We start from the raw sequence: 20,650 nt of genomic DNA, 5'->3' as shown, positions 1-20,650 counted from the left end.
ATGCAAGTGCTTATTATTAATTTAGCGCGCTCAACTGAACGCCTTGATTTTCAGATGCAACAATGTACGCGTCTTGGTTTAGCATTTCAGCGCTTAGCCGCAGTCTCTACTGATGACATCAGTGAGGAAGATTATCAAGCGTTGGGTTTTGGTTGGCAGCGGCCTTTGCGTAAAGTTGAAGTGGCATGTTTTCTGAGTCATAAAAAGGCGTGGGAAACGGTACTTGAACTGAATGCACCTGCATTGATTTTAGAAGATGATGCTGTGTTGGCGCAGCACATGCCAGATGCATTGGCAGAGATTGAGCAAGCGCACAATCCACAGGTGGATCTGATTAACTTTGAAGTGCGCAGCCGTAAAAAAATCATTTCAAAACAGCCTGAAGTTAAACTTAATGCAGGGGATACGGCACTGTATACCTTGTACCAAGATCGTACTGGTGCAGCAGGTTATGTGTTGTATCCATCGGGTGCGCAAAAACTGCTGCAACGTCTAGCAGAAACAGCACCCGCAATTGCGGATGGTTTTATCTCTAGCCATTATGGCTTGCACTGCCTCCAAGCAGAGCCTGCTGGAATCATTCAAGAAGACCAAATGTCAGCATATGGTTTAGTGCCTGCTGAACAGTTTGAATCGGTGATTGGTCGTTCAGAGCATCATAAGCCCGTGTATGCGTCAGCTGCTGAAAAAAGAACATTTAAAATGCGCCGTCTTGCCGGACAATGGGCGATGGCGTGTCGCTATGCCAGTGTTGTGTTTAAAGCGCAAAAGCGTGAAATTCGATTGGATCAGACGCAATTTAAAAACTAACGCGATGATAAGAATGGCGTTGATGCTGTAAATACGTGTAGAAAATATGGGGTTTTACACAGCTTTAGAGCAGATGCTCATGTGATTTGATGACCTGAGAGTGTCATTTTGGAAAGCAATATGTCAAAACCTAGAATTATTTTAGCTATGCCCGATCATTTGGGATTGATTCATTTGGTTGCAAAAAGTTTGCAGCAGCAGGGTTTTGAAGTGATGTGCTTTGACCAGCTGGTGTCGCCTGAACCCTTTAAATACCCGAATCTGTTTTCACGGATCTATAAGGGCTATCGTAAAACAGTCTATAAAGACACCAGTTATAAAATGACCTTACGCAATGCCATAAATATGCAGCATATTGATCAGCAGCTGCAGGCATGGGGTGGCTATAGCGACTACACCTTGGTCATTCGCGCTGACATGTTTAGTGATGAGGTGCTGGCGCTATTAAAATCACGCACGCATCAAACCTTTGCGGGTTATCAGTGGGATGGACTGACGCGTTTTCCAAATGTCTCGCATCGTATCAAGTTATTTGATCGCTTCTTTGTCTTTGATCCGCAAGACTATCAAAACAATAGTAATGCGCGTGTTTTACCGCTCACCAATTTCTGTATGAATGATGTATTGGTCGTTGATCAAAAAATATCAGACAATCAAAAACCTATCGTTTATTTTGTCGGGTATCATAATCCGAGTCGACAACAGGCGATTGAGCAATTGGTCGGCGAATTAGCGCAGCATGACGTAGAGATTAAGTGCTTTATTAATCATGCGCCTGCGCAGGCATATCTCGATTTGCCAATTAGTAAGATTACACAAAATATTGAATTCAATGATAATTTGGCTCATGTGCAAAATGCCGATATTTTGATTGATTTGGTGATTGGAGCGCATACAGGATTGTCGTTTAGAACATTTGAAGCGCTGATGTTTAAGAAGAAATTGATTACCAATAACGCGTCGATTGTGCATTATGACTTTTATCATCCTGATAATATTTTCGTGTGGGATGGCAAAGACACGAGTGTACTACAACAGTTTTTAGCGCAGCCGTATAACACGGTCACTGATGAGATTGCACGCAAATATCATTTTGCCAATTGGATTCGTTATGTATTGGATTTGGGTGACTATACGCCGATTGATTTACCCAAGATGACGACCACATAAGATGAATTGTAGGGTTTGAGCTTGGCATGGGCCATTTCAGACCGCTTAGAGATAAAGTAATTGAAGGATTAAATGTGAATATTATTGTTACCGGTGGTGCAGGTTTTATTGGCTCAGCAGTGATTCGCCATATTATTCAGCATACCTCGCATCATGTATTAAATATCGACAAACTCACCTATGCAGGGAATTTAGAATCATTGGCTGAGGTTGCAGGGAGTGAACGTTATCAGTTTAGCCATACTGATATTTGTGACCGTGCAGCACTTGATACGCTCTTTAATCAGTTTCAGCCTGATGCCGTGATGCATTTGGCCGCTGAATCACATGTTGATCGTTCGATCTCAGGCCCGTCTGATTTTGTTGAAACCAATATTATTGGCACCTATCAGTTGTTAGAAGCTGCGCGCCAGTACTGGAGCAACTTGCCTGAGGCAGCCAAAGCGACCTTCCGTTTTCATCACATTTCAACCGATGAAGTGTATGGTGACTTAGAAGGGACGACAGATCTATTTACTGAAGAGACCTCATATTCACCAAGTTCACCTTATTCTGCGTCTAAAGCCAGTTCAGATCATTTGGTACGTGCGTGGCATCGAACGTATGGCTTACCCGTGATTGTAACCAACTGCTCGAACAATTATGGACCGTATCATTTCCCAGAAAAATTGATCCCACTGATGATTTTAAATGCTTTACAGGGCAAAGCATTACCTGTGTATGGCAATGGTCAGCAAATTCGTGATTGGTTATATGTGGAAGACCATGCGCGCGCACTGTTTAAAGTGGTGAGCGAGGGTGCCATTGGTGAGACCTATAATATTGGTGGGCACAATGAAAAAGCAAATATTGATGTGGTGCATGGCATCTGTGCATTACTAGAGGAATTGGCGCCAAACAAGCCGACAGGTGTTGCCCAGTATCAAGATTTAATTACCTATGTCAAAGATCGTCCAGGGCATGATGTGCGCTATGCGATTGATGCTTCAAAAATTAAAAAAGAACTCGGTTGGGTGCCTGAAGAATCCTTTGAGACTGGTTTACGCAAAACCGTGCAGTGGTACTTGGCCAATCAACAGTGGGTGTCGCGTGTGCAAAGCGGTGAGTATCAAAATTGGTTAGACCAGCAGTACCAAGGCTAAAGCAAGGCAAACGTATGAAAATTCTTTTGCTTGGAAAAAATGGTCAAGTGGGCTGGGAGTTACAACGTGCGCTAGCGCCAGTGGCTGAGCTGATTGCTTTGGATCGTCATGGCTTAGGCGGCTGGTGCGGTGACTTGGCTCAGCCTGAGGCCTTGCTACGCACTATTCGTGAGATTCAACCCGATGTTGTAGTCAATGCCAGTGCGTATACTGCAGTGGATTTGGCTGAATCGAACCAAGAGATGGCGCAGCTGATCAATTCAGATACTGTGGCGCAAATCGCTGAAGTGTGCAAAAGTCTAAATATCCTGTTGGTGCATTATTCAACGGATTATGTGTTTAGCGGCCAAGGCACAACGCCATTTAAAGAAACTGATCAGACGCAGCCTTTAAACGTCTATGGACAAACAAAACTACAAGGTGAGCAGGCGATTGTGGCATCAGGATGTCGACATTTGATTTTTCGAACCTCGTGGGTCTATGCCGCCAAGGGCAAAAACTTCTTAAAAACCATGCTGTCTTTGGCGCAACAACGCGAACAACTCAGTATTATTGATGACCAAATCGGGGCACCGACCTCGGCAGTGTTGATCGCGGACATCACAGCACATGCAATTGTACAGACAATGGCCGATTTCAACAAAGTCGGGATTTATCATTTGGTGGCTGCAGGTGAAACCTCATGGTTCGCCTATGCCAATTATGTATTTGAGCAGGCTAAACAGCAGGGTATGTCACTCAAAGTGCAAACCGTTAACGCGATTTCTACAGCAGATTATCCAACGCCTGCTAAGCGGCCGCATAATTCACGATTAGACATTCAAAAAATTCAACACACGTTTCAGCTACATGTGCCTGAGTGGACGACCCATGTGCAACGAACAATCTCGGAGTTATTAATTCAATGAGCTTACAACGTAAAGGTATTATTCTTGCGGGCGGTTCGGGAACACGCTTACATCCAATCACCAAAGGGGTGTCGAAACAGCTGTTGCCTATTTACGATAAACCGATGATCTATTATCCATTGTCGGTACTCATGTTGGCGGGTATCCGTGACATCTTGATTATTTCTACGCCTGAAGATTTACCGAATTTTGAAAAATTACTGGGTGATGGTCATCAGTTCGGCATCAAACTCAGTTATAAAGTTCAACCTTCTCCAGATGGTTTAGCACAAGCCTTTATTATTGGTGAAGAATTTATTGGTGAGCATCCAGTGTGTTTGATCTTAGGCGATAACATTTACTATGGTCAAAACTTTAGCCAGCAATTAAAAGCAGCCAATGATGTGAGTCATGGTGCGACTGTTTTTGGCTATCACGTGACTGACCCTGAGCGTTTTGGCGTAGTGGAATTTGATGCGACAGGTAAAGTGATCAGTATTGAAGAAAAACCTGCACAACCGAAATCCCCTTATGCGGTGACTGGTTTGTATTTCTATGACAATCGTGTGGTGGAATTTGCCAAACAAGTGAAACCATCACACCGTGGTGAACTCGAAATTACCGACATCAATAATGCCTATTTAAACGATGAATCGCTCAATGTGGAATTGTTGGGGCGTGGTTTTGCATGGCTTGATACAGGTACACATGAATCGTTACTCGAAGCAGGGCAATTTGTTTATACCATTGAGAAACGTCAATCATTAAAAGTTGCGTGTTTAGAAGAGATTGGTTTCCAACAAGGTTGGATTTCTTCAGATGAACTCCGTGAAAGTGCCGAAGCTTTAAAGAAAACTGACTATGGTCAGTATTTGTTTAAATTGTTGGACGATGCGCAATGAAGGTAGAAATCACCAAAATTGCAGGCTTACTCATTCTTCACCCACAGGTATTTGGGGATGAGCGTGGCTGGTTTATGGAAAGCTTTAACCAACAGCGTTTTGAGACAGCCTTACAAGAACTGAATTTGCCAATTCCACACTTTGTACAAGACAATCATTCCTTATCACAAAAAGGCGTATTACGTGGCCTACATTATCAACTGGCACCGTATGGTCAAGGCAAGCTTGTGCGTGTTGTACAAGGTCGCGCATGGGATGTCGCAGTGGATGTGCGCCCTGAATCGTCAACCTATGGTCAGTGGGTGGGTGTCGAGCTGAGTGCTGAGAATAAAACCATGTTTTGGATTCCAGAAGGTTTTGCGCATGGTTTTATGGCTTTAGAAGAGAATACTCAGTTCTTGTATAAAACTACCAACTATTATCATAAAGACAGTGAGCGCGCGATCATGTGGAATGACCCAACATTGGCCATTGAGTGGCCATTGGCACAGGTCAATGATCAGGTGTTGGTGAGTGAAAAAGACCAACAAGCCAGCGCATTTCAGCCGCAGCTTTGAGCAGAACACGTGAATATTTTTATTTATACCTACTCATATGATGCCAATATAGGCGGTGTGATTGCGCTACACCGCCTCTGTCATATCATCAATACCACGACGGCTCATCAGGCATTTTTAGTCTCGGATAAATGGACGAAACCGTGGTTAAAACGGGTGCGTTCTAAGCTCAAAAAGAAAAACATCTTAGGTGTACATGTAGGTTGGGTCACACCTGTATGGACGAAACGTCATTTCCCTGACGATGCCGTTGTGATTTACCCAGAAGTGGTTGAGGGTAATCCACTCGGTATTCAGCATGTGGTGCGTTGGTTGTTGCATCAACCTGGCTTTCATACCGGCAAAATTGCGTATGGTCAAAACGAGCTGTATTTTAAGTTTAATTCAGCGATTCATGACTTTCACCGTGACAGCTGTACCGTGGCGAGGAATGAGCTGAAAGTCATTTACTATCCGATTGATACCTATGCCAATCAAGGGCTGAAGCGTGATATTGATTGCTGCTATATGGTGAGAAAAGGAACGGACAAACCAAAAATCCATCCTGAAGATGCCATTTGTTTAGATGGTCAATCACATAAAGAAATCGCCGCGATTTTTAATCGGGCAAAACGCTTTATTTCATATGATGATTATACGGCGTACTCATTATTTGCCGTATTGGCAGGTTGCGAATCGGTTGTTGTTCCTGCTGAGGGCGTGGGCTTAACTGACTGGTATTCACAGGTGTCTGATCGTTATGGTCTTGCTTATGGCCTGTCTGATGAGCAATTGAGCTGGGCACATCAAACGCAGGCCAAAGTGCTTGAGCATATTGTCAGTGAACACCAAAAAGTGGAGCAGTGTGTGGCACAGTGCCTACATGAAATGAAAGAATTTTTTGAATTGAATCAGTAGGTTTTATACAAAATGGCATATTTATTAGAAGAGCAATTACAGGCATTTGGCTTTAAATCATTAGGCCAAAATGTCAAGATTAGTGATAAAGCCTCGATTTATAATCCTGAGCTGATTGAAATCGGAGATCGTTCAAGAATTGATGATTTCTGTATTTTATCTGGACGCCTCACCATCGGTAATAACGTCCATATTGCACCACTATGCTTGGTGGCTGGTGGGGAAAAAGGTATTGTTTTTAAAGATTTTTCAGGTTTAGCCTATCATGTACAGGTGTTTACCCAATCGGATGATTATAGTGGCGCCACCCTGACCAATCCGACTGTGCCTGTAGAGTTTAAATGCGAAACTAAAAAAGCGGTGGTGATTGGTAAACATGTCATTGTGGGCGCGGGTTCGATTATTTTCCCTGGGGTTGAAGTAGCTGATGGTTGCTCGGTGGGCGCACTGACTTTAGTGAATAAAAGCACTGAAGAGTGGGGGATTTATTTGGGTAATCCTGCGCGCAGAATTAAAAATCGCAAAAAAGATCTATTGGATTTAGAGCACGCGTATATGCAACGTATCAATCACGCAGAATAGGGCAAAGATTCATATGTATTTTTCTTTGTGTGAAACCAATGAATGTCCTCAAAATTCAGCAGACTATCAATTGACCTATGCCTTTGAGTTCTCGCAAGCCGAAGTGGTGAGCTTCGCTGAATTATCTGGGGACAATAACCCGATTCATATTGATGAAGCCTATGCCAGAGAGACCGTCTTTAAAAAGCCGATTGTGCATGGATTTTTAGTGGGCAGTATATTTTCTCGTATTTTTGGTACGCAATATCCAGGCATTGGCACGATCTATTTGAGCCAATCCATGAAGTTTTTAGCGCCAGTGTTTGCCGGTGAGCGTTATCAGGCCAAGATCACCGTTAAAGAGGTCAATCTGCAAAGGAAGCGAGCGGTCGTTTCCACAGAAATATTTAATCATCTAATGAAAAAAGTGTTAACAGGCGAAGCTGTTATTCAACATCCTATTTTTCATTGATGGATTTATCTAATCGTTCAGAGTGAATAATATAATTTTATGATTCCATTTAATAAACCGCCCTTTGTCGGCTCAGAAAAACAGCATATTTTAGATGTTTTGGGATCAGGCAAAATTTCGGGTGATGGTGCATTTGGGCATCGTTGTCAGGATTGGTTTGTTGAGACCTTGGGGGTAGCAAAAACCTTACTGACACCGTCATGCACCCATGCCTTGGAAATGGCAGCGTTGTTGATTGACGTACAAGCAGGTGATGAAATTATCATGCCGAGCTATACGTTTGTGAGTACAGCAAATGCCTTCGTATTGCGTGGCGCCAAAATTGTCTTTGTAGATATTGATCCAGCTACCATGAATATCAATGCAGATTTGATTGAAGCGGCAATCACTGACAAAACCAAAGCCATTGTGCCTGTACACTATGCTGGGGTTGGTTGTGATATGGATAAAATCATGAAATTGGCTGAGCAATATCAATTGTTTGTGATTGAAGATGCCGCACAGGGCATGATGTCTACATTTAAAGGTAAGATGCTCGGTACGATTGGCCATTTGGGTGCGTACAGCTTTCATGAAACCAAAAACTACACCAGCGGTGGTGAGGGTGGATTATTAATTATTAATGATGCACGTTTTATTGAGCGTGCTGAAATTATTCGTGAAAAAGGCACCAATCGCAGTCAGTTCTTCCGCGGTATGGTAGATAAATACACATGGACTGATGTCGGTAGTAGCTATTTACCCAGTGAATTACAGTGTGCATATTTATGGGGGCAATTGGAAAATGCGGATTTAATTAATGAAAATCGTCTAAATAGCTGGCAGCGTTATGCGCATCAATTGGCTCCTCTTGAGGCCAAAGGTCATCTTATTTGCCCGCACATTCCAACAGATCGCGTGCACAATGCTCATATGTTCTATATTAAAGTGGCAGATTTAGCACAGCGTACGGCTCTACTTGAGATGTTAAAACAGCATGAGATTGGTGCTGTGTTTCACTATGTGCCTTTGCATTCTTCACCTTTTGGTGTGCAGCATTGTCGCTTCGTGGGCAAAGACCAATTTACCACACAAGAGAGTGAGAAGTTAATCCGCTTACCCCTTTGGTATGGTATTTCAAATGATGAAATAGATTACATTGTGAATACAATTATCAATTTTTTTGATAAATGGTGTGAGGTGGTTTTAATTTCCTAAACCGTTTATACCCCCACAAATACTGTTCTGGAGCGACATTAATCATGCGCTCCATTTCTTTATTTAAAGTATCAACAGAAAGCTGTAGGTCTTTCGACGAAATATCGTCAGAAAGTTGGGTCACAACAATATCATAACCGGATAAATCATCACGTCTGAGACAGCTTAAACCTACGACTGAACATTGTGTTTTGGCTGCCAGTTTGGAAAGAAGCGTAGAGGACAGCGCATTTTGACCATAAAAATAAGAATAGATTCCACCAGATTCTTTAGGAACATGATCCGGCAAAATTGCAGAAAAACCACTCTGTTTTAAATGCTTAAACACAGCACGTACCCCAGAATCATCTGTAGGGACCAGTGTTGCATTCAGGCGTTGCCGAGCTTCAAGCATAAAGCGGTCAACATCTTGATTCTTGCTGGGCTTATACATAATCACAGGAGAAGTGTGTTGATTGACCCAGACATTCAATAGCTCCCAAGTACCAAAATGAGGCACCACCGCCAAACAGCCATGAGGATTTTGCAGAGCTTGCAGGAAAATATCTTCACCCTGCACATCTCGAATTAAAGACAGTGCATATTCAGAAGATGATCCCCAAATCTTGACTGATTCCGCATACGTCATGCACTGACTTTTCAGGCTGCGTTTAGTCAAGTCAGCCCGTTCAGATTCAGAAAGTTCAGGATAAGCAGAGGCCAGATTAATCTCGGTCACTCGGCGTGCAGAAGAATGGCTGAGATACAAAAGCGATCCAGCCAGTTGCGCAAGATTTTGAATGAATCTTAGTGGAAGCTTAGAGAAATTTTTGAGTAGGGTGTACATGGTATCCAGATGGTCAGATTATAGGTCTTTGTCCGGATTGCCCTTCAGCACCATATAAATCAAACCTACAAAAATCAGCAGGGCACCTAAAATACTGCTCAGGCAAAAATACACAATACGATCATTGGTATCGAGGTTGAACAGATTGTTGGCAAGGATATAGCGCATGAACAGCCATTGAACCACTGAAAATACAATAAGCATAATGCTGCGATTACGAACTGCAGGACGCATAGCCATTGCTAATTACCTTAGATTAAAAACTGTGGCTATTATGCCACTGTTCCAGATACGACTCAATCACACAAAAAAGCCCCACACGAGGCAGAGCTTTTTCACTTAATACTTCAAGAATTATTCTTGAGATTCAGCTTTTGGTTTTTCACGTAAGCGAATACCAAGGTCACGCAGTTGATTTGATTCAACTGGAGCAGGTGCTTGCGTTAACGGACATTCAGCAGTTTTGGTTTTCGGGAATGCAATTACGTCACGAATAGAAGCACCGCCAGTCATGAGCATCACAAGACGGTCAAGACCAAATGCCAAACCACCATGCGGAGGAGCACCGTAACGTAAAGCATTAAGCAAGAAGCTGAATTTCTCTTCTGCTTCTTCTTCACCAATACCAAGTGCTTCAAAGATCGCTTTTTGCATTTCAAGGTTATGAATACGCAGTGAACCACCACCGATTTCAGTACCGTTCAATACCATATCGTAAGCCACAGACAGAGCAGCACCTGGATTGTTCTTCACTTCTTCAACGCTAGATTTTGGCAGCGTGAATGGGTGGTGAACAGAGGTCCATTTGCCATCATCAGTTTCTTCGAACATTGGGAAATCAACAACCCAAAGTGGCGCCCACTCACAAGTTGATAATTTAAGGTCATGACCGATCTTCACACGAAGCGCGCCCATTGCATCGTTAACAACTTTCGCTTTGTCTGCACCGAAGAATACGATGTCGCCATTTTCAGCGCCAACACGTTTCAATAGATCAAGCACGATTGGCTCGATGAATTTCACTATTGGAGATTGAAGACCTTCGATACCTTTTTCAAGTTCGTTGACTTTGATGTAAGCCAAACCGCGTGCACCGTAAATGCCTACAAATTTGGTGTATTCATCAATCGCGCTACGTGGAAGTGAACCAGCACCCGGTACGCGAAGCGCAACGATACGACCTTTAGGATCTTTAGCAGGGCCTGCGAATACTTTGAACTCAACGTCTTGCATTAAGTCTGCAACGTCAACCAGTTTCAAAGGAATACGCATATCTGGTTTGTCAGATGCATAGTCACGCATTGCATCGTTGTAGGTCATGCGTGGGAATTTATCAAACTCTACGTTTAGAAGTTCTTTGAACATCTTCACGGTTAAAGTTTCCATTAAATCCATAATGTCATCGTCACTCATGAACGATGTTTCAACGTCGATTTGGGTGAATTCAGGCTGACGGTCAGCACGTAAGTCTTCATCACGGAAACATTTCGCGATTTGGTAGTAACGATCAATACCGCCGACCATCAACAACTGTTTGAATAGCTGTGGCGATTGTGGAAGTGCGTAGAAGCTACCGTTAGATACGCGGCTTGGCACTAAATAGTCACGCGCACCTTCAGGCGTTGCACGAGTTAAGATCGGAGTTTCAACGTCTAGGAAGCCATTGTCTTCGAAGTAGTTACGAATCAGGTTGGTTAATTTAGAACGAAAACGTAAACGATCTAGCATTTCTGGACGACGGATGTCCAGGAAACGGTATTTCAAACGAATTTCTTCAGAAATATTGGTGTTTTCGTCATTCAAAGGGAATGGCGGAGTTTCAGACTGAGCAAGAACTTCAATTTCTTTACCCAAGACTTCGATTTGACCGCTCACCATATTGGCATTTTCTGTGCCTTCATAACGGCGACGCACACGGCCTGTAATTTTTAATACAAATTCTGAACGTACTTTATCAGCAGTTGCGAATGCTTCAGGAGTATCTGGGTCAATAACCACTTGAACAAGACCATCACGGTCACGCATGTCAAGGAAGATTACACCACCGTGGTCACGGCGACGGTGTACCCAACCGCATAATGTTACGGTTTGGTCAATTTGAGCTTCGGTTAAAGAACCGCAGTAATGAGTTCGCATCATAGCGTTAGAAATCCAACTATATGGGTTAAGGTCAGCGAATACGTAAACAGCGTACCGCTTTGAGTAAAGGTAGGATTATGCCTCTTTGGGCATGTTGTCACAAGAACTTGGGTCAAAAACAATATCATTTTAAAGTGAATAGGCGCAAAGCCAGTGCTTTGTTTAATCCATCCTGTGCTCTCTGTCTAAAAATAAAAACAGTAAACAGCCCAGACTGAAGGTGATCAGAAAGCCTTGGCTAAATTCATTGATCGAGCGACCAGTAAAATAATAGAGGTCTGATTGCCAGACTTCCGTAGAAATATAGCGCGCATAATCCCAGACAGAAAATAGGCCGGTAAATATAGAAAAGAGCAATAAGCCCCAGGCAAAGGATTTGATTTTCACACTGACTGCAAGATATTGCTGATGAGTTTTATAGTAATGCAGGCTCATCCACAGGATAAGAGGCAAGACAATCACTGAGGTGCCAATCTGTAAAATTCGGTGCAGCGGATAACTTTGTCCAAGCAACTGAAAATGTTGGGCTAAGACGTTATGAAAGGCAAAAGTTCGAAAGTCGACATGCGTTAGTCCATCCCAGATTAAATGGGTGGCTGTACCAATGATGACTGCCAGACACATCACCAGGATGAATTTTAGTGCTGCAAGGATATTGTGAATCTTTAAATCATGCTGAATACCGATGAAACGGTAAATAGCTGGGCGATATAGACCATACCAGATCATGCAGAAAATAAGTCCGATCCACAGGTCAGGATGTATCAGCGAAGACCATAAATGCGTGATATTTGAATTACTCGAAGTAAAGAGACGATATAAATCGGGCACCATACAGCCAATCGCCAGCGCAGCAACAGGAAGTCTATTCCCAGTCAAATATGAAATAGGTGGAGCAAGCACAGCATGCGACAAGGTAAAGGGCATAAAGATAATGTTTTAATGTAATCAAAAATATTCAAAGGACATTCTAATAAAATATAACACTGAGTATCGTAAAGGATTGCAAAAACAATGAAATGTTATATTATAACATTCACCCAGATTACTGAATTTGAGCTTCGGTCATGTCCTTTCCTAAGAATCTAATAACATTGTCAATTTTTGCTGTAGTTGCACCTACAGTATTTGCAGAGCAATCCTCATCTTCTATCCCGGTTCAGACCATGGACACGATTCAGGTGCAAGCTCATCCATTGGTGCAGACTGCAGCAGATTTTGCAGTTGCAGATCATTTCGTGGATCAGAAAGCACTGTCTGAACGCGCCCCCACCATTGGTGATGCCTTGGCAGATGAGCTTGGTGTTTATTCTAATCAATATGGTTCAGGCTCAAGCCGTCCGGTGATTCGGGGTCAAGATGGTCCACGTGTGAAAGTGTTGCAGCATGCGTCTGAAACAGCGGATGTGTCCACTTTGTCTCCTGACCATGCTGTCACCGTTGATCCGATTCTGGCGAAACAGGTCGAAGTGATTCGCGGTCCATCGACCTTGCTTTATGGTGCCGGTACAGTTGGTGGGTTGGTGAATGTCACTGATCAAAAAATCCCAACTCAAATGCCTGAAGATGGTTTGGAAGGTACAGTCGGCCTGCGTTATAACAGCGGCAGTGATGAAAAACTGGCAAGTGCTGGTGTAACAGCGGGTATTGGTGAAAACTTTGCTTTGCGTGTAGAAGGCTCAAAGCGTAACGCCAATGATTATATTGCACCTGATTATTTTCATGAGCATGATGACGAATTAGAAAAAGAACGTCGTGTGGGCAATACTTTTGCTGAAGGGCAAACGGTCAATATTGGCGGATCATGGATTCATGATCGTGGTTTTGTTGGTTTGTCTTATAGTAACCGTCAGGATCAGTATGGTTTGCCAGGTCATAGTCATGAATATCATGGTTGTGTTTTACATGGTGATCATTTTCATGGTTGTCCAACACCTGACCCAGATGCATCAGCCCATGAAGAGCATGGTGGACCATGGGTAGATTTAAAATCTGAACGCTATGAAGTACGCACCGAACTGGAACAGCCTTTTGCCGGTATTGAAAAATTACGTGCACATGCCAGCATTACTGATTATGAACACGATGAACTTGAAGAAAGTGAAGTCATCAGTAACTTTAAAAGCAAAGGTTATGACGGCCGTTTAGAGTTAGTTCACGTGCCAGTTGCAGGCTGGGAAGGGGTGATTGGAACCCAGATTTCACAGCAAAAAATTAATCTTGCCGCATCAGACCATGACCATCATGAAGATGGCGATGAGGACGATGAAGAACATCATGTTCATGGTTCAGGTGTCGTGATGCCGGACACAAAAACTGACAAATTCAGTCTTTTTGCTTTAGAACATAAGCAACTTGGCGATGTGCATGTTGAACTTGGTGCGCGTGTCGATCATCAAAAAGTGAAAGTAGATTCGGATCAGAAAGATTATTCGGGGACTGGTGTCTCTGCATCCGCTGCTGCCAACTGGGAATTTGCACCGAACTACAAACTTTCTGTGGTGGGATCTCATCAGCAGCGTTTGCCTTTAGCTCAAGAACTCTATGCTGATGGCTTGCATTTTGCGACCAATACCTATGAACTCGGTAATCCTGATCTCGATAAAGAAACTTCAAATAATCTCGAGTTAGGTCTGCATTATGAAGGGGATAAACTGGATTACCATGTGCATGTCTATCACAACTGGTTTGATGATTATATCTATGGCGAAACGGTAGCGCAGAAAGGTAATTTACGTGGCGTGCAATATACCCAAGACAAAGCTAGATTTTATGGTACAGAAGCACAAGCCGGTTATCAGATCAATGATATGTATAAAGTCAGCGTCTTTGGGGACTATGTGCGTGGCAAGATTGAAGCTGAGAATGCACCACGTGTACCTGCAGGTCGCTTAGGCACCAAAGTAGAAGCAGACTTTGCCGATGGCTGGTCAGGTTTGGCTGAGTATTATCATGTCTTTAATCAGGACAAGATCGCCAGCTATGAAGATGAAACCCAAGGCTACAATATGGTGAATGTTGGCCTGAGTTATGCCAATAGCATTGCAGATAACAATGCTTATCGAGTTTATTTCAAGGCCAATAACCTGCTCGATGATCAGGTGTATTCACATACTTCATTCCTGTCTAATATTCCGCAGGTGGGTCGCAACTTTACTGTCGGCGTGCAGTATGATTTCTAACAGGTCTACTGAAATAATCGACCAAATCATCTAGATCTCACTGAAATCTACTTGAAAAATCATAAGATAAAACCTAGCCTGAGTATATTGGGTTAGGTTTTTTCTTATGCGTATCTTTCAACGAATTCACAATAAATTGAACTGGTCGAATCGCCGTTATGCGACTTTGATCATTAGTATGCTGGCTGTGGGTTATTTGGCTTCGGCAATCTACCACACGTATAAGCCTTTGCCGGAAGGTCTGAATTACACGGGCAAACTGCGTCATGCCGAAGTCAAGTTTCTGGCCGATCAGACTTATCTGGATGCCGAAGGAAAACAGCATTTAGATCATCGCATTTTTAATGAAATGCTGAAAATGATTGAAGAGGCCAAATCGCTGATTGTGCTGGATATGTTTTTATTTAATCAGCAAACCGGTGCATCTACGCAGCAGCATCAGGCATTGAGTCAACAACTGAGCGATGCTTTAATCAGTAAACGTCTGCTGCAGCCTGAGGTAGAAATCAAATTTATTACCGATCCGATCAATTCGGTCTATGGTGGAATTAGATCCGAGCAGTATCGGGAATTACGTCAGCACGGTATTGATGTGATTGAAACCAATCTGACGCCGTTGCGGGCTTCCAATCCAAGCTGGTCCGGCTTCTGGTATATCTGTTGCCAAGGCATTGGCAATAATCCGGAAACAGGCTGGTTGCCGAATCCATTTGGAACAGAAAAAATTACCCTGCGCAGTTATTTTGATTTGTTTAACTTTAAAGCCAATCATCGCAAAACTATGGTGGTGGATACCGATCAAGGCTGGAAAGCACTGGTCACATCCATGAATCCGCATGATGGCAGTTCACGGCATTCCAATATTGGTTTATTGGTCTGGGGGAGCACAGCTGTGGATATTTTGAAAACAGAACTGTCTGTGGGCATGATGTCACAAGCGAATATGCCAGCCATTGTCGCTGGGGATTTTCAGGCAGACAGTAGCCAGCCACAAGCTCAGGTGCTGACTGAAAAAGCCATTTATGATGCGATTCTGAATCTGATTCAGACCGCGAAAGCCAGTGAACAGATTGATCTGGCAATGTTTTATCTGTCTGAGCGAAAAATTATCAAAAGTCTGATAGCGGCCCATGAGCGTGGTGTCAAAGTCCGGATTTTACTCGACCCAAATAAAGATGCTTTTGGCCGTGAAAAGAATGGAATTCCAAACCGGCAGGTGGCTTCAGAATTGCACGAAGCGGGTATCGAGGTGCGCTGGTGTCGTACTCAAGGCGAGCAATGCCATAGCAAGATCCTGATGAAGCGCAGCGCTCAGCAAGCTGAAATGATTTTAGGCTCGGCCAATTTTACGGTGCGCAATTTGAAAAACTATAATCTGGAAACCAATATGCGCGTGGTCGGTCAACCTCAGGCTGAAGTTTTCAGGGAGGCCCAGCAATATTTTGAGGGGGCATGGTCAAATCTGAATGGCCGTTCTATGAGTGTGGACTACACGCAATATGCAGAAAACTCGTTCTTTAAATATTGGCTGTATCGTTTTATGGAATGGAGCGGCTGGTCGACGTTTTGATTTTAAATCCCTCCTGACCCCCCCTTTTTTAAAAGGGAGGAAAGTCCCTCTTTGAAAAAGAGGGATTTAGGGAGATTTTTTATTATCAGCTTTTTGATTCTGGATTCGGCGGAACCAACTGATCCAGCTCTTTATCCGTTAATTGATCCAGCTCAGAAATATCTGTTTTAATTTTCCATTGCGCTTCATCATCGACTGGATTTGGTAGACGCGCTTCTAACCAGTCACAAACCACATCTGGCGGGAAATCGGCGTGATTACACTGGATTACCCAAGACAGGAAATCTTTGGCTACACCATTCATATATGGCGGTGGCGAAACTGGAAGGAACTGAGTTGGGAGACGTTCATTTTTAGAAATATAGTTCAGGACATGACCCAGCTCTTGCACAGTTTGCCAAGCCAGCGGATGATCTACATTGATCTGAAACTTAAACCACCATGCCTGTTTACCATCTGAACCATAGCTATCAATCCGTTCTTTCTGAACACTCGGCACTTTAGAAAAATATTCATGTAAACGATCGAAATTTAAATCAGACACAGTATTCAACTCGAAACATTAAAAAAGCAATTTTAGCATAAAGCAGCAGCCTGCCGACGCGCCTGTCAGATTGAAAATAGGCAAGTGCATTACAAAAAATTGCAGCTCCAACGAGCTTATCCATATTTTCTGCATCTATTTTGTTTAAAATATGAGCAGATTATTCGGAGGAAGCTCAAATGAGAATCGTACTATCGAGTGCAATATTGACTTCATTGCTATTCGGAGCTTCTGCACAGAGCATGGCCGACAATGCCTGGGGCGGCTATACAGGTGTTGAACGCTCCAAACCCAATTACCGCGCTGCACCGCGAGCTTATGATCCACCACGGCACGCTTATCCGTCACGTCCGGTGCCACCCCGCCCACATCATCCACAACGGCCAACCCAGTGGGGGTCTCCGCCTGCACACAGCCAGAGTGGCCTCAATATCCAGTATCAGGCACCGACCACGATTTATCAAAATTCCAATAGTTATAGCTGGGTGAATGGTGATCCGAATGTCGCCCGGATAGAAAGTTCCAGATATACAGTGATTACCGATTGGCAGCGTTTAGGGTTACCAGCACCACCGCGTGGTAGCTACTGGATTTATGAAAATGGACGCTATGTGCTGGTGCCCAATCGTTAAACTGCTCTAAATTCTGAACGGATAATTCAGTTATAGGCTTAAATAACTCAAAAGACCAAGATGGTTCCCTCTCCTGTGAGGAGATGAGTAGCACTGCTACGCAAGGGAGAGGTTGCTTGAGATAAATCTCCCTAAACCCTAAATGAGGCTTAAGTATTACTTTAAGCTGAAGTGCAAAAGAAAGGGGCTTAAAAGACTATGCCAATTCATCATCTTCTGGGCGTGGTGTTTTGCCAAGGGGTAATGGCTTTTCACTATGTTTGTCACGAATCACGGATGGATAAGTCCATGAGGCATAGCGCACCACTAATATCGCAAAGGCCAGAATCAGAATCGAACCGGTAATAATCACCAGATCCATGCTGGCTTTATGCGTGTGTTGAATATCTGCAATCAGCAAACGGGTCAGTGCAGTAATGGCAATATAAATCAGGAAACGTACTGGCATATGGTTGGTTTTGAAATAGATGCCGACCATGGCACCAAGTTCCAGATAAATAAACAACAGAAGAATGTCGTCAATGGTGGCGAACTGTTTCACGGTCAGAATGTCAATGACGGTATGGCCAGCGGACCAGATCACCATACAGCCAATAATAAACAGCGCAATATAATGAAAGCTTTCTACAGCAAGATTGCCAAGACGGTCGAGGAGGGCTTCAAATTTTTCAATTTTCGGACGTGATTTAGACATATTATCCTCCTGATTTTTCATGTGAAATAAAGATAGTTGCAGAATAACGTGCAAAGATCATGCACAGAATGATTGAATGAAAAATAAAGATTAAATTATTTGAACTTTTGCGCTTTTTTTAGACTAAATTGCTATATTGTATGGGTAGTAACATTGAATAAATAGGAGAAAAAAGTGTTAGATAAAATTCAAACAAAAATTAGCCAATTAGAAGCCGGAAAAAAATTAATCCTCGGCGTAGGCATTAAGGCTGAAGATATGCAAAAGGTGGTGGAACTCTGCGAGTCTTTAGAGTCAGAGGGGAATATCAAAATTGTGAATAAACATCTGAATCCGAAGAGCAATAATCAGCCGGATACCTTACTGATTCAAAAAGTTTAATTGTTGCATTTTCATAAAAAAACGCCTGCTGATGCAGGCGTTTTTTATTGCAGATTTTCAGCTTAAGCTTGAGTCGTGAAATAATCTTCAGAGAAGTTCATGATGACGTCAGAACCTGATTTCACTTTAGTAATGCGTAATGCCAGTTCAGGCAGAATGCGTTGTACAAAATAACGTGCCAGAGCGAGTTTATTTTGATAGAACTCACCTTCTTTATTTTTCGCTGCATTGGCAATGCGCGCAAACATATAAGAGAAACTCAACAGACCTACAGCGTGCAGATAGTCGACTGCGGTCGCATTCGGAAAGTCATGACTTTCTCTTGCTGCTTCCAGAATATACTGAGTCACTGATTCAACTTCAGTCGCTGCATCCAGTGTGGCATCTTTAATGAAGTTCAGGTCTGCATCCAGACTATTGGCAAAGTCACGGATTTCAGAGATATATTCAGAGATATATTCGCCGCCACATTTAATGGTTTTACGGCCGATCAAATCTTGTGACTGTACGCCGTTGGTGCCTTCATAGATCTGGGAAATACGCAGGTCACGGATACATTGCTCCAAGCCCCATTCACGGATATAGCCATGACCACCGAAGACCATTTGTGCATCTAATGTCGCCTGGAATGCGGTATCCGTTAAATACGCTTTCGCGATTGGTGTTAATAGCGCAACACGGTCATTGGCTTTTTTCACCGCTTCAGGATCAGTCGAGAATTTGGTGATATCCAACTGTTGACCTACATACACGGCGAATGCACGTGAAGCTTCATTATTGGCACGTACATTCAGCAGCATACGGCGTACATCACCATGCACCAGAATACTGTCCGCAGGTTTGTTTGGTGATTGAACGCCAGCCGCGCTGCGACCCTGTAAACGGTCTGTCGCATATTGCGCAGCGTTTTGATAAGCGAATTCAGAAGCACCTAGGCCTTGGATACCCATCGACAGACGTTCATAGTTCATCATCACGAACATTGCAGCGAGACCTTCATTTTCTTTACCAACGAGGTAACCTTTCGCACCGTCAAAGTTCATTACACAGGTTGCTGATGCCTTGATTCCCATCTTGTGTTCGATTGAACCTGGGCCGACCGGGTTACGTTCGCCAATAGAACCATCTTCATTCACCAGGAATTTCGGTACGATGAAGAGGGAAATACCACGAGAGCCGGCAGGCGCATCTGGGGTTTTTGCCAGAACTAAATGAATGATGTTTTCCGCCAGGTCATGGTCACCGCCAGTGATGAAAATCTTGGTGCCGCTGATGCTATAAGTGCCGTCTTCGTTACGTTCAGCTTTGGTCTTGATAATACCCAGATCAGTACCGGCATGTGGTTCAGTTAAGCACATGGTGCCTGACCATTCACCCGAATAAATTTTAGGTAAATAGGTTTCTTTTTGTGCTTGTGAAGCATAGCTATTCAACGCCATGCCTGCACCAACAGAAAGCAGTGGATACAGCATAAAAGACGGGTTGGTCGCGAACAGCATTTCATCAGAAAGTACTGTCAGCATTTTCGGCATTTCCTGGCCGCCCCATTCCATATCTGCGCCCAGACCAATCCAGCCGCCTTCTGCATATTGTTTGAATGCTTCTTTAAAGCCAGCAGGTGTGGTCACATTGCCATTTTCAATTTTTGCGCCTTCTTCATCACCTGTGCGGTTCAGTGGAAGCGTGACGTTTTGCGAAAATTTTGCCATTTCTTCAAGAATCGCTTCTGCTGTCGCAGCATCCAGATGCGCTAGATTTTCATTGGCCTGCCAGAACTGTTCTGCATTGAAGACATCGTTCAGGATGAATTTCATATCGGCAAGTGGCGCGTTATAAATTGGCATGGTGTGTCACCTGTTTATTGTTTGATTAAATGAGTTTTAATCAGTCTAAAACACTCAAAATCTGAATGTTAGACGACTAAAGGTTAATTCTGTAACTCTTTATAAAGAAAAAGGACTGCCTGTTGATTGACCGTCCTTTTTCTGTGATGTAGCTAGGGCGTGTCATCAATTAAGCCAGATGATTGTTGAAGCCAAGTAGATCGCTGATAAGAAGTTTTGAGCCAATTTATCATAGCGTGTGGC

General features: G+C 43.3%; 21 protein-coding genes. 14 read left to right on the top strand and 7 right to left on the bottom strand.

The genetic code is table 11. The features are described 5' to 3' along the window. From NI466_RS10030 to rffA, 10 genes are all read left to right on the top strand, one after another. Positions 1 to 810: a glycosyltransferase family 25 protein gene (locus NI466_RS10030; RefSeq protein WP_253173465.1), complete on the top strand. Its 810-nt coding sequence runs from the start codon at positions 1 to 3 to the stop codon at positions 808 to 810. A 120-nt stretch (positions 811 to 930) separates the two neighbouring features. Next, on the top strand, positions 931 to 1,980 hold the full coding sequence (locus NI466_RS10025) for a WaaS/CpsH family glycosyltransferase (protein ID WP_180040539.1): 1,050 nt from the start codon (positions 931 to 933) through the stop codon (positions 1,978 to 1,980). 74 nt (positions 1,981 to 2,054) lie between these two features. Next, a complete protein-coding gene (gene rfbB / locus NI466_RS10020; protein ID WP_180040537.1) occupies positions 2,055 to 3,122 on the top strand; it encodes a dTDP-glucose 4,6-dehydratase in 1,068 nt (355 codons plus the stop codon). Positions 3,123 to 3,136: 14 nt separating this feature from the next. Beyond that, the gene (gene rfbD, locus NI466_RS10015; protein ID WP_180040535.1) at positions 3,137 to 4,030 is read left to right on the top strand and encodes a dTDP-4-dehydrorhamnose reductase; all 894 of its coding nucleotides are present in this window, start codon (positions 3,137 to 3,139) and stop codon (positions 4,028 to 4,030) included. Continuing rightward, a complete protein-coding gene (gene rfbA / locus NI466_RS10010) occupies positions 4,027 to 4,911 on the top strand; it encodes a glucose-1-phosphate thymidylyltransferase RfbA (RefSeq protein ID WP_180040533.1) in 885 nt (294 codons plus the stop codon). Before rfbD ends, rfbA begins: the two co-directional genes overlap by 4 nt. Then, complete coding sequence (gene rfbC / locus NI466_RS10005; protein WP_253173464.1) at positions 4,908 to 5,468, top strand: dTDP-4-dehydrorhamnose 3,5-epimerase; 561 nt, start codon at positions 4,908 to 4,910, stop codon at positions 5,466 to 5,468. Before rfbA ends, rfbC begins: the two co-directional genes overlap by 4 nt. A gap of 9 nt (positions 5,469 to 5,477) precedes the next feature. Beyond that, positions 5,478 to 6,365, top strand: coding sequence for a WavQ (locus NI466_RS10000; RefSeq protein WP_253173463.1), 888 nt, complete (start codon positions 5,478 to 5,480; stop codon positions 6,363 to 6,365). 12 nt (positions 6,366 to 6,377) lie between these two features. Continuing rightward, positions 6,378 to 6,947 carry an acyltransferase gene (locus tag NI466_RS09995; protein WP_253173462.1) on the top strand — a complete coding sequence of 190 codons (570 nt, stop codon included), beginning with the start codon at positions 6,378 to 6,380 and terminating at the stop codon, positions 6,945 to 6,947. A gap of 13 nt (positions 6,948 to 6,960) precedes the next feature. Next, a complete protein-coding gene (locus NI466_RS09990; protein ID WP_253173461.1) occupies positions 6,961 to 7,398 on the top strand; it encodes a MaoC family dehydratase in 438 nt (145 codons plus the stop codon). A 39-nt stretch (positions 7,399 to 7,437) separates the two neighbouring features. Next, entirely contained in the window at positions 7,438 to 8,595 is a 1,158-nt protein-coding gene (gene rffA / locus NI466_RS09985; RefSeq protein ID WP_253173460.1) for a dTDP-4-amino-4,6-dideoxygalactose transaminase, read from the top strand. Here rffA and NI466_RS09980 read toward each other — a convergent pair. The 4 genes from NI466_RS09980 to NI466_RS09965 form a co-directional block, all read right to left on the bottom strand. Continuing rightward, positions 8,552 to 9,421 carry a lysophospholipid acyltransferase family protein gene (locus tag NI466_RS09980; protein ID WP_253173459.1) on the bottom strand — a complete coding sequence of 290 codons (870 nt, stop codon included), beginning with the start codon at positions 9,419 to 9,421 and terminating at the stop codon, positions 8,552 to 8,554. The genes rffA and NI466_RS09980 overlap by 44 nt on opposite strands. An 18-nt stretch (positions 9,422 to 9,439) precedes the next feature. Next, on the bottom strand, positions 9,440 to 9,661 hold the full coding sequence (locus NI466_RS09975; protein WP_004278319.1) for a hypothetical protein: 222 nt from the start codon (positions 9,659 to 9,661) through the stop codon (positions 9,440 to 9,442). A 114-nt stretch (positions 9,662 to 9,775) separates the two neighbouring features. After that, entirely contained in the window at positions 9,776 to 11,560 is a 1,785-nt protein-coding gene (gene aspS, locus NI466_RS09970; RefSeq protein WP_005103279.1) for an aspartate--tRNA ligase, read from the bottom strand. 162 nt (positions 11,561 to 11,722) lie between these two features. Next, complete coding sequence (locus NI466_RS09965) at positions 11,723 to 12,487, bottom strand: DUF4184 family protein (protein ID WP_004647491.1); 765 nt, start codon at positions 12,485 to 12,487, stop codon at positions 11,723 to 11,725. A 140-nt stretch (positions 12,488 to 12,627) separates the two neighbouring features. Here NI466_RS09965 and znuD point away from each other — a divergent pair, with 140 nt between their 5' ends. Beyond that, the gene (gene znuD / locus NI466_RS09960; protein ID WP_222110527.1) at positions 12,628 to 14,742 is read left to right on the top strand and encodes a zinc piracy TonB-dependent receptor ZnuD; all 2,115 of its coding nucleotides are present in this window, start codon (positions 12,628 to 12,630) and stop codon (positions 14,740 to 14,742) included. A gap of 106 nt (positions 14,743 to 14,848) precedes the next feature. Continuing rightward, on the top strand, positions 14,849 to 16,312 hold the full coding sequence (locus NI466_RS09955; protein WP_253173458.1) for a phospholipase D-like domain-containing protein: 1,464 nt from the start codon (positions 14,849 to 14,851) through the stop codon (positions 16,310 to 16,312). Positions 16,313 to 16,397: 85 nt separating this feature from the next. Here NI466_RS09955 and NI466_RS09950 read toward each other — a convergent pair whose 3' ends face one another. Further along, the gene (locus NI466_RS09950; protein ID WP_004278314.1) at positions 16,398 to 16,856 is read right to left on the bottom strand and encodes a hypothetical protein; all 459 of its coding nucleotides are present in this window, start codon (positions 16,854 to 16,856) and stop codon (positions 16,398 to 16,400) included. Between the two features lie 179 nt (positions 16,857 to 17,035). On the opposite strand from NI466_RS09950, the gene NI466_RS09945 reads away from it, so the two are divergent. Beyond that, on the top strand, positions 17,036 to 17,488 hold the full coding sequence (locus NI466_RS09945; RefSeq protein WP_253173457.1) for an RcnB family protein: 453 nt from the start codon (positions 17,036 to 17,038) through the stop codon (positions 17,486 to 17,488). Between the two features lie 196 nt (positions 17,489 to 17,684). On the opposite strand, the gene NI466_RS09940 is transcribed toward NI466_RS09945, so the two are convergent. Next, entirely contained in the window at positions 17,685 to 18,182 is a 498-nt protein-coding gene (locus tag NI466_RS09940; RefSeq protein ID WP_004647497.1) for a phosphate-starvation-inducible protein PsiE, read from the bottom strand. A 174-nt stretch (positions 18,183 to 18,356) separates the two neighbouring features. Here NI466_RS09940 and NI466_RS09935 point away from each other — a divergent pair, with 174 nt between their 5' ends. Next, the gene (locus NI466_RS09935; protein WP_004278311.1) at positions 18,357 to 18,563 is read left to right on the top strand and encodes a hypothetical protein; all 207 of its coding nucleotides are present in this window, start codon (positions 18,357 to 18,359) and stop codon (positions 18,561 to 18,563) included. Positions 18,564 to 18,625: 62 nt separating this feature from the next. On the opposite strand, the gene NI466_RS09930 is transcribed toward NI466_RS09935, so the two are convergent. Continuing rightward, positions 18,626 to 20,407, bottom strand: coding sequence for an acyl-CoA dehydrogenase C-terminal domain-containing protein (locus NI466_RS09930; protein WP_004647498.1), 1,782 nt, complete (start codon positions 20,405 to 20,407; stop codon positions 18,626 to 18,628). Positions 20,408 to 20,650: the final 243 nt, after the last annotated feature.

This window comes from Acinetobacter lwoffii (assembly GCF_024129595.1).
Taxonomy (GTDB): Bacteria; Pseudomonadota; Gammaproteobacteria; order Pseudomonadales; family Moraxellaceae; genus Acinetobacter; species Acinetobacter lwoffii_O.
Note: the sequence above shows the minus strand (reverse complement) of the source record. Positions and strands in the feature narration are given on the sequence as shown.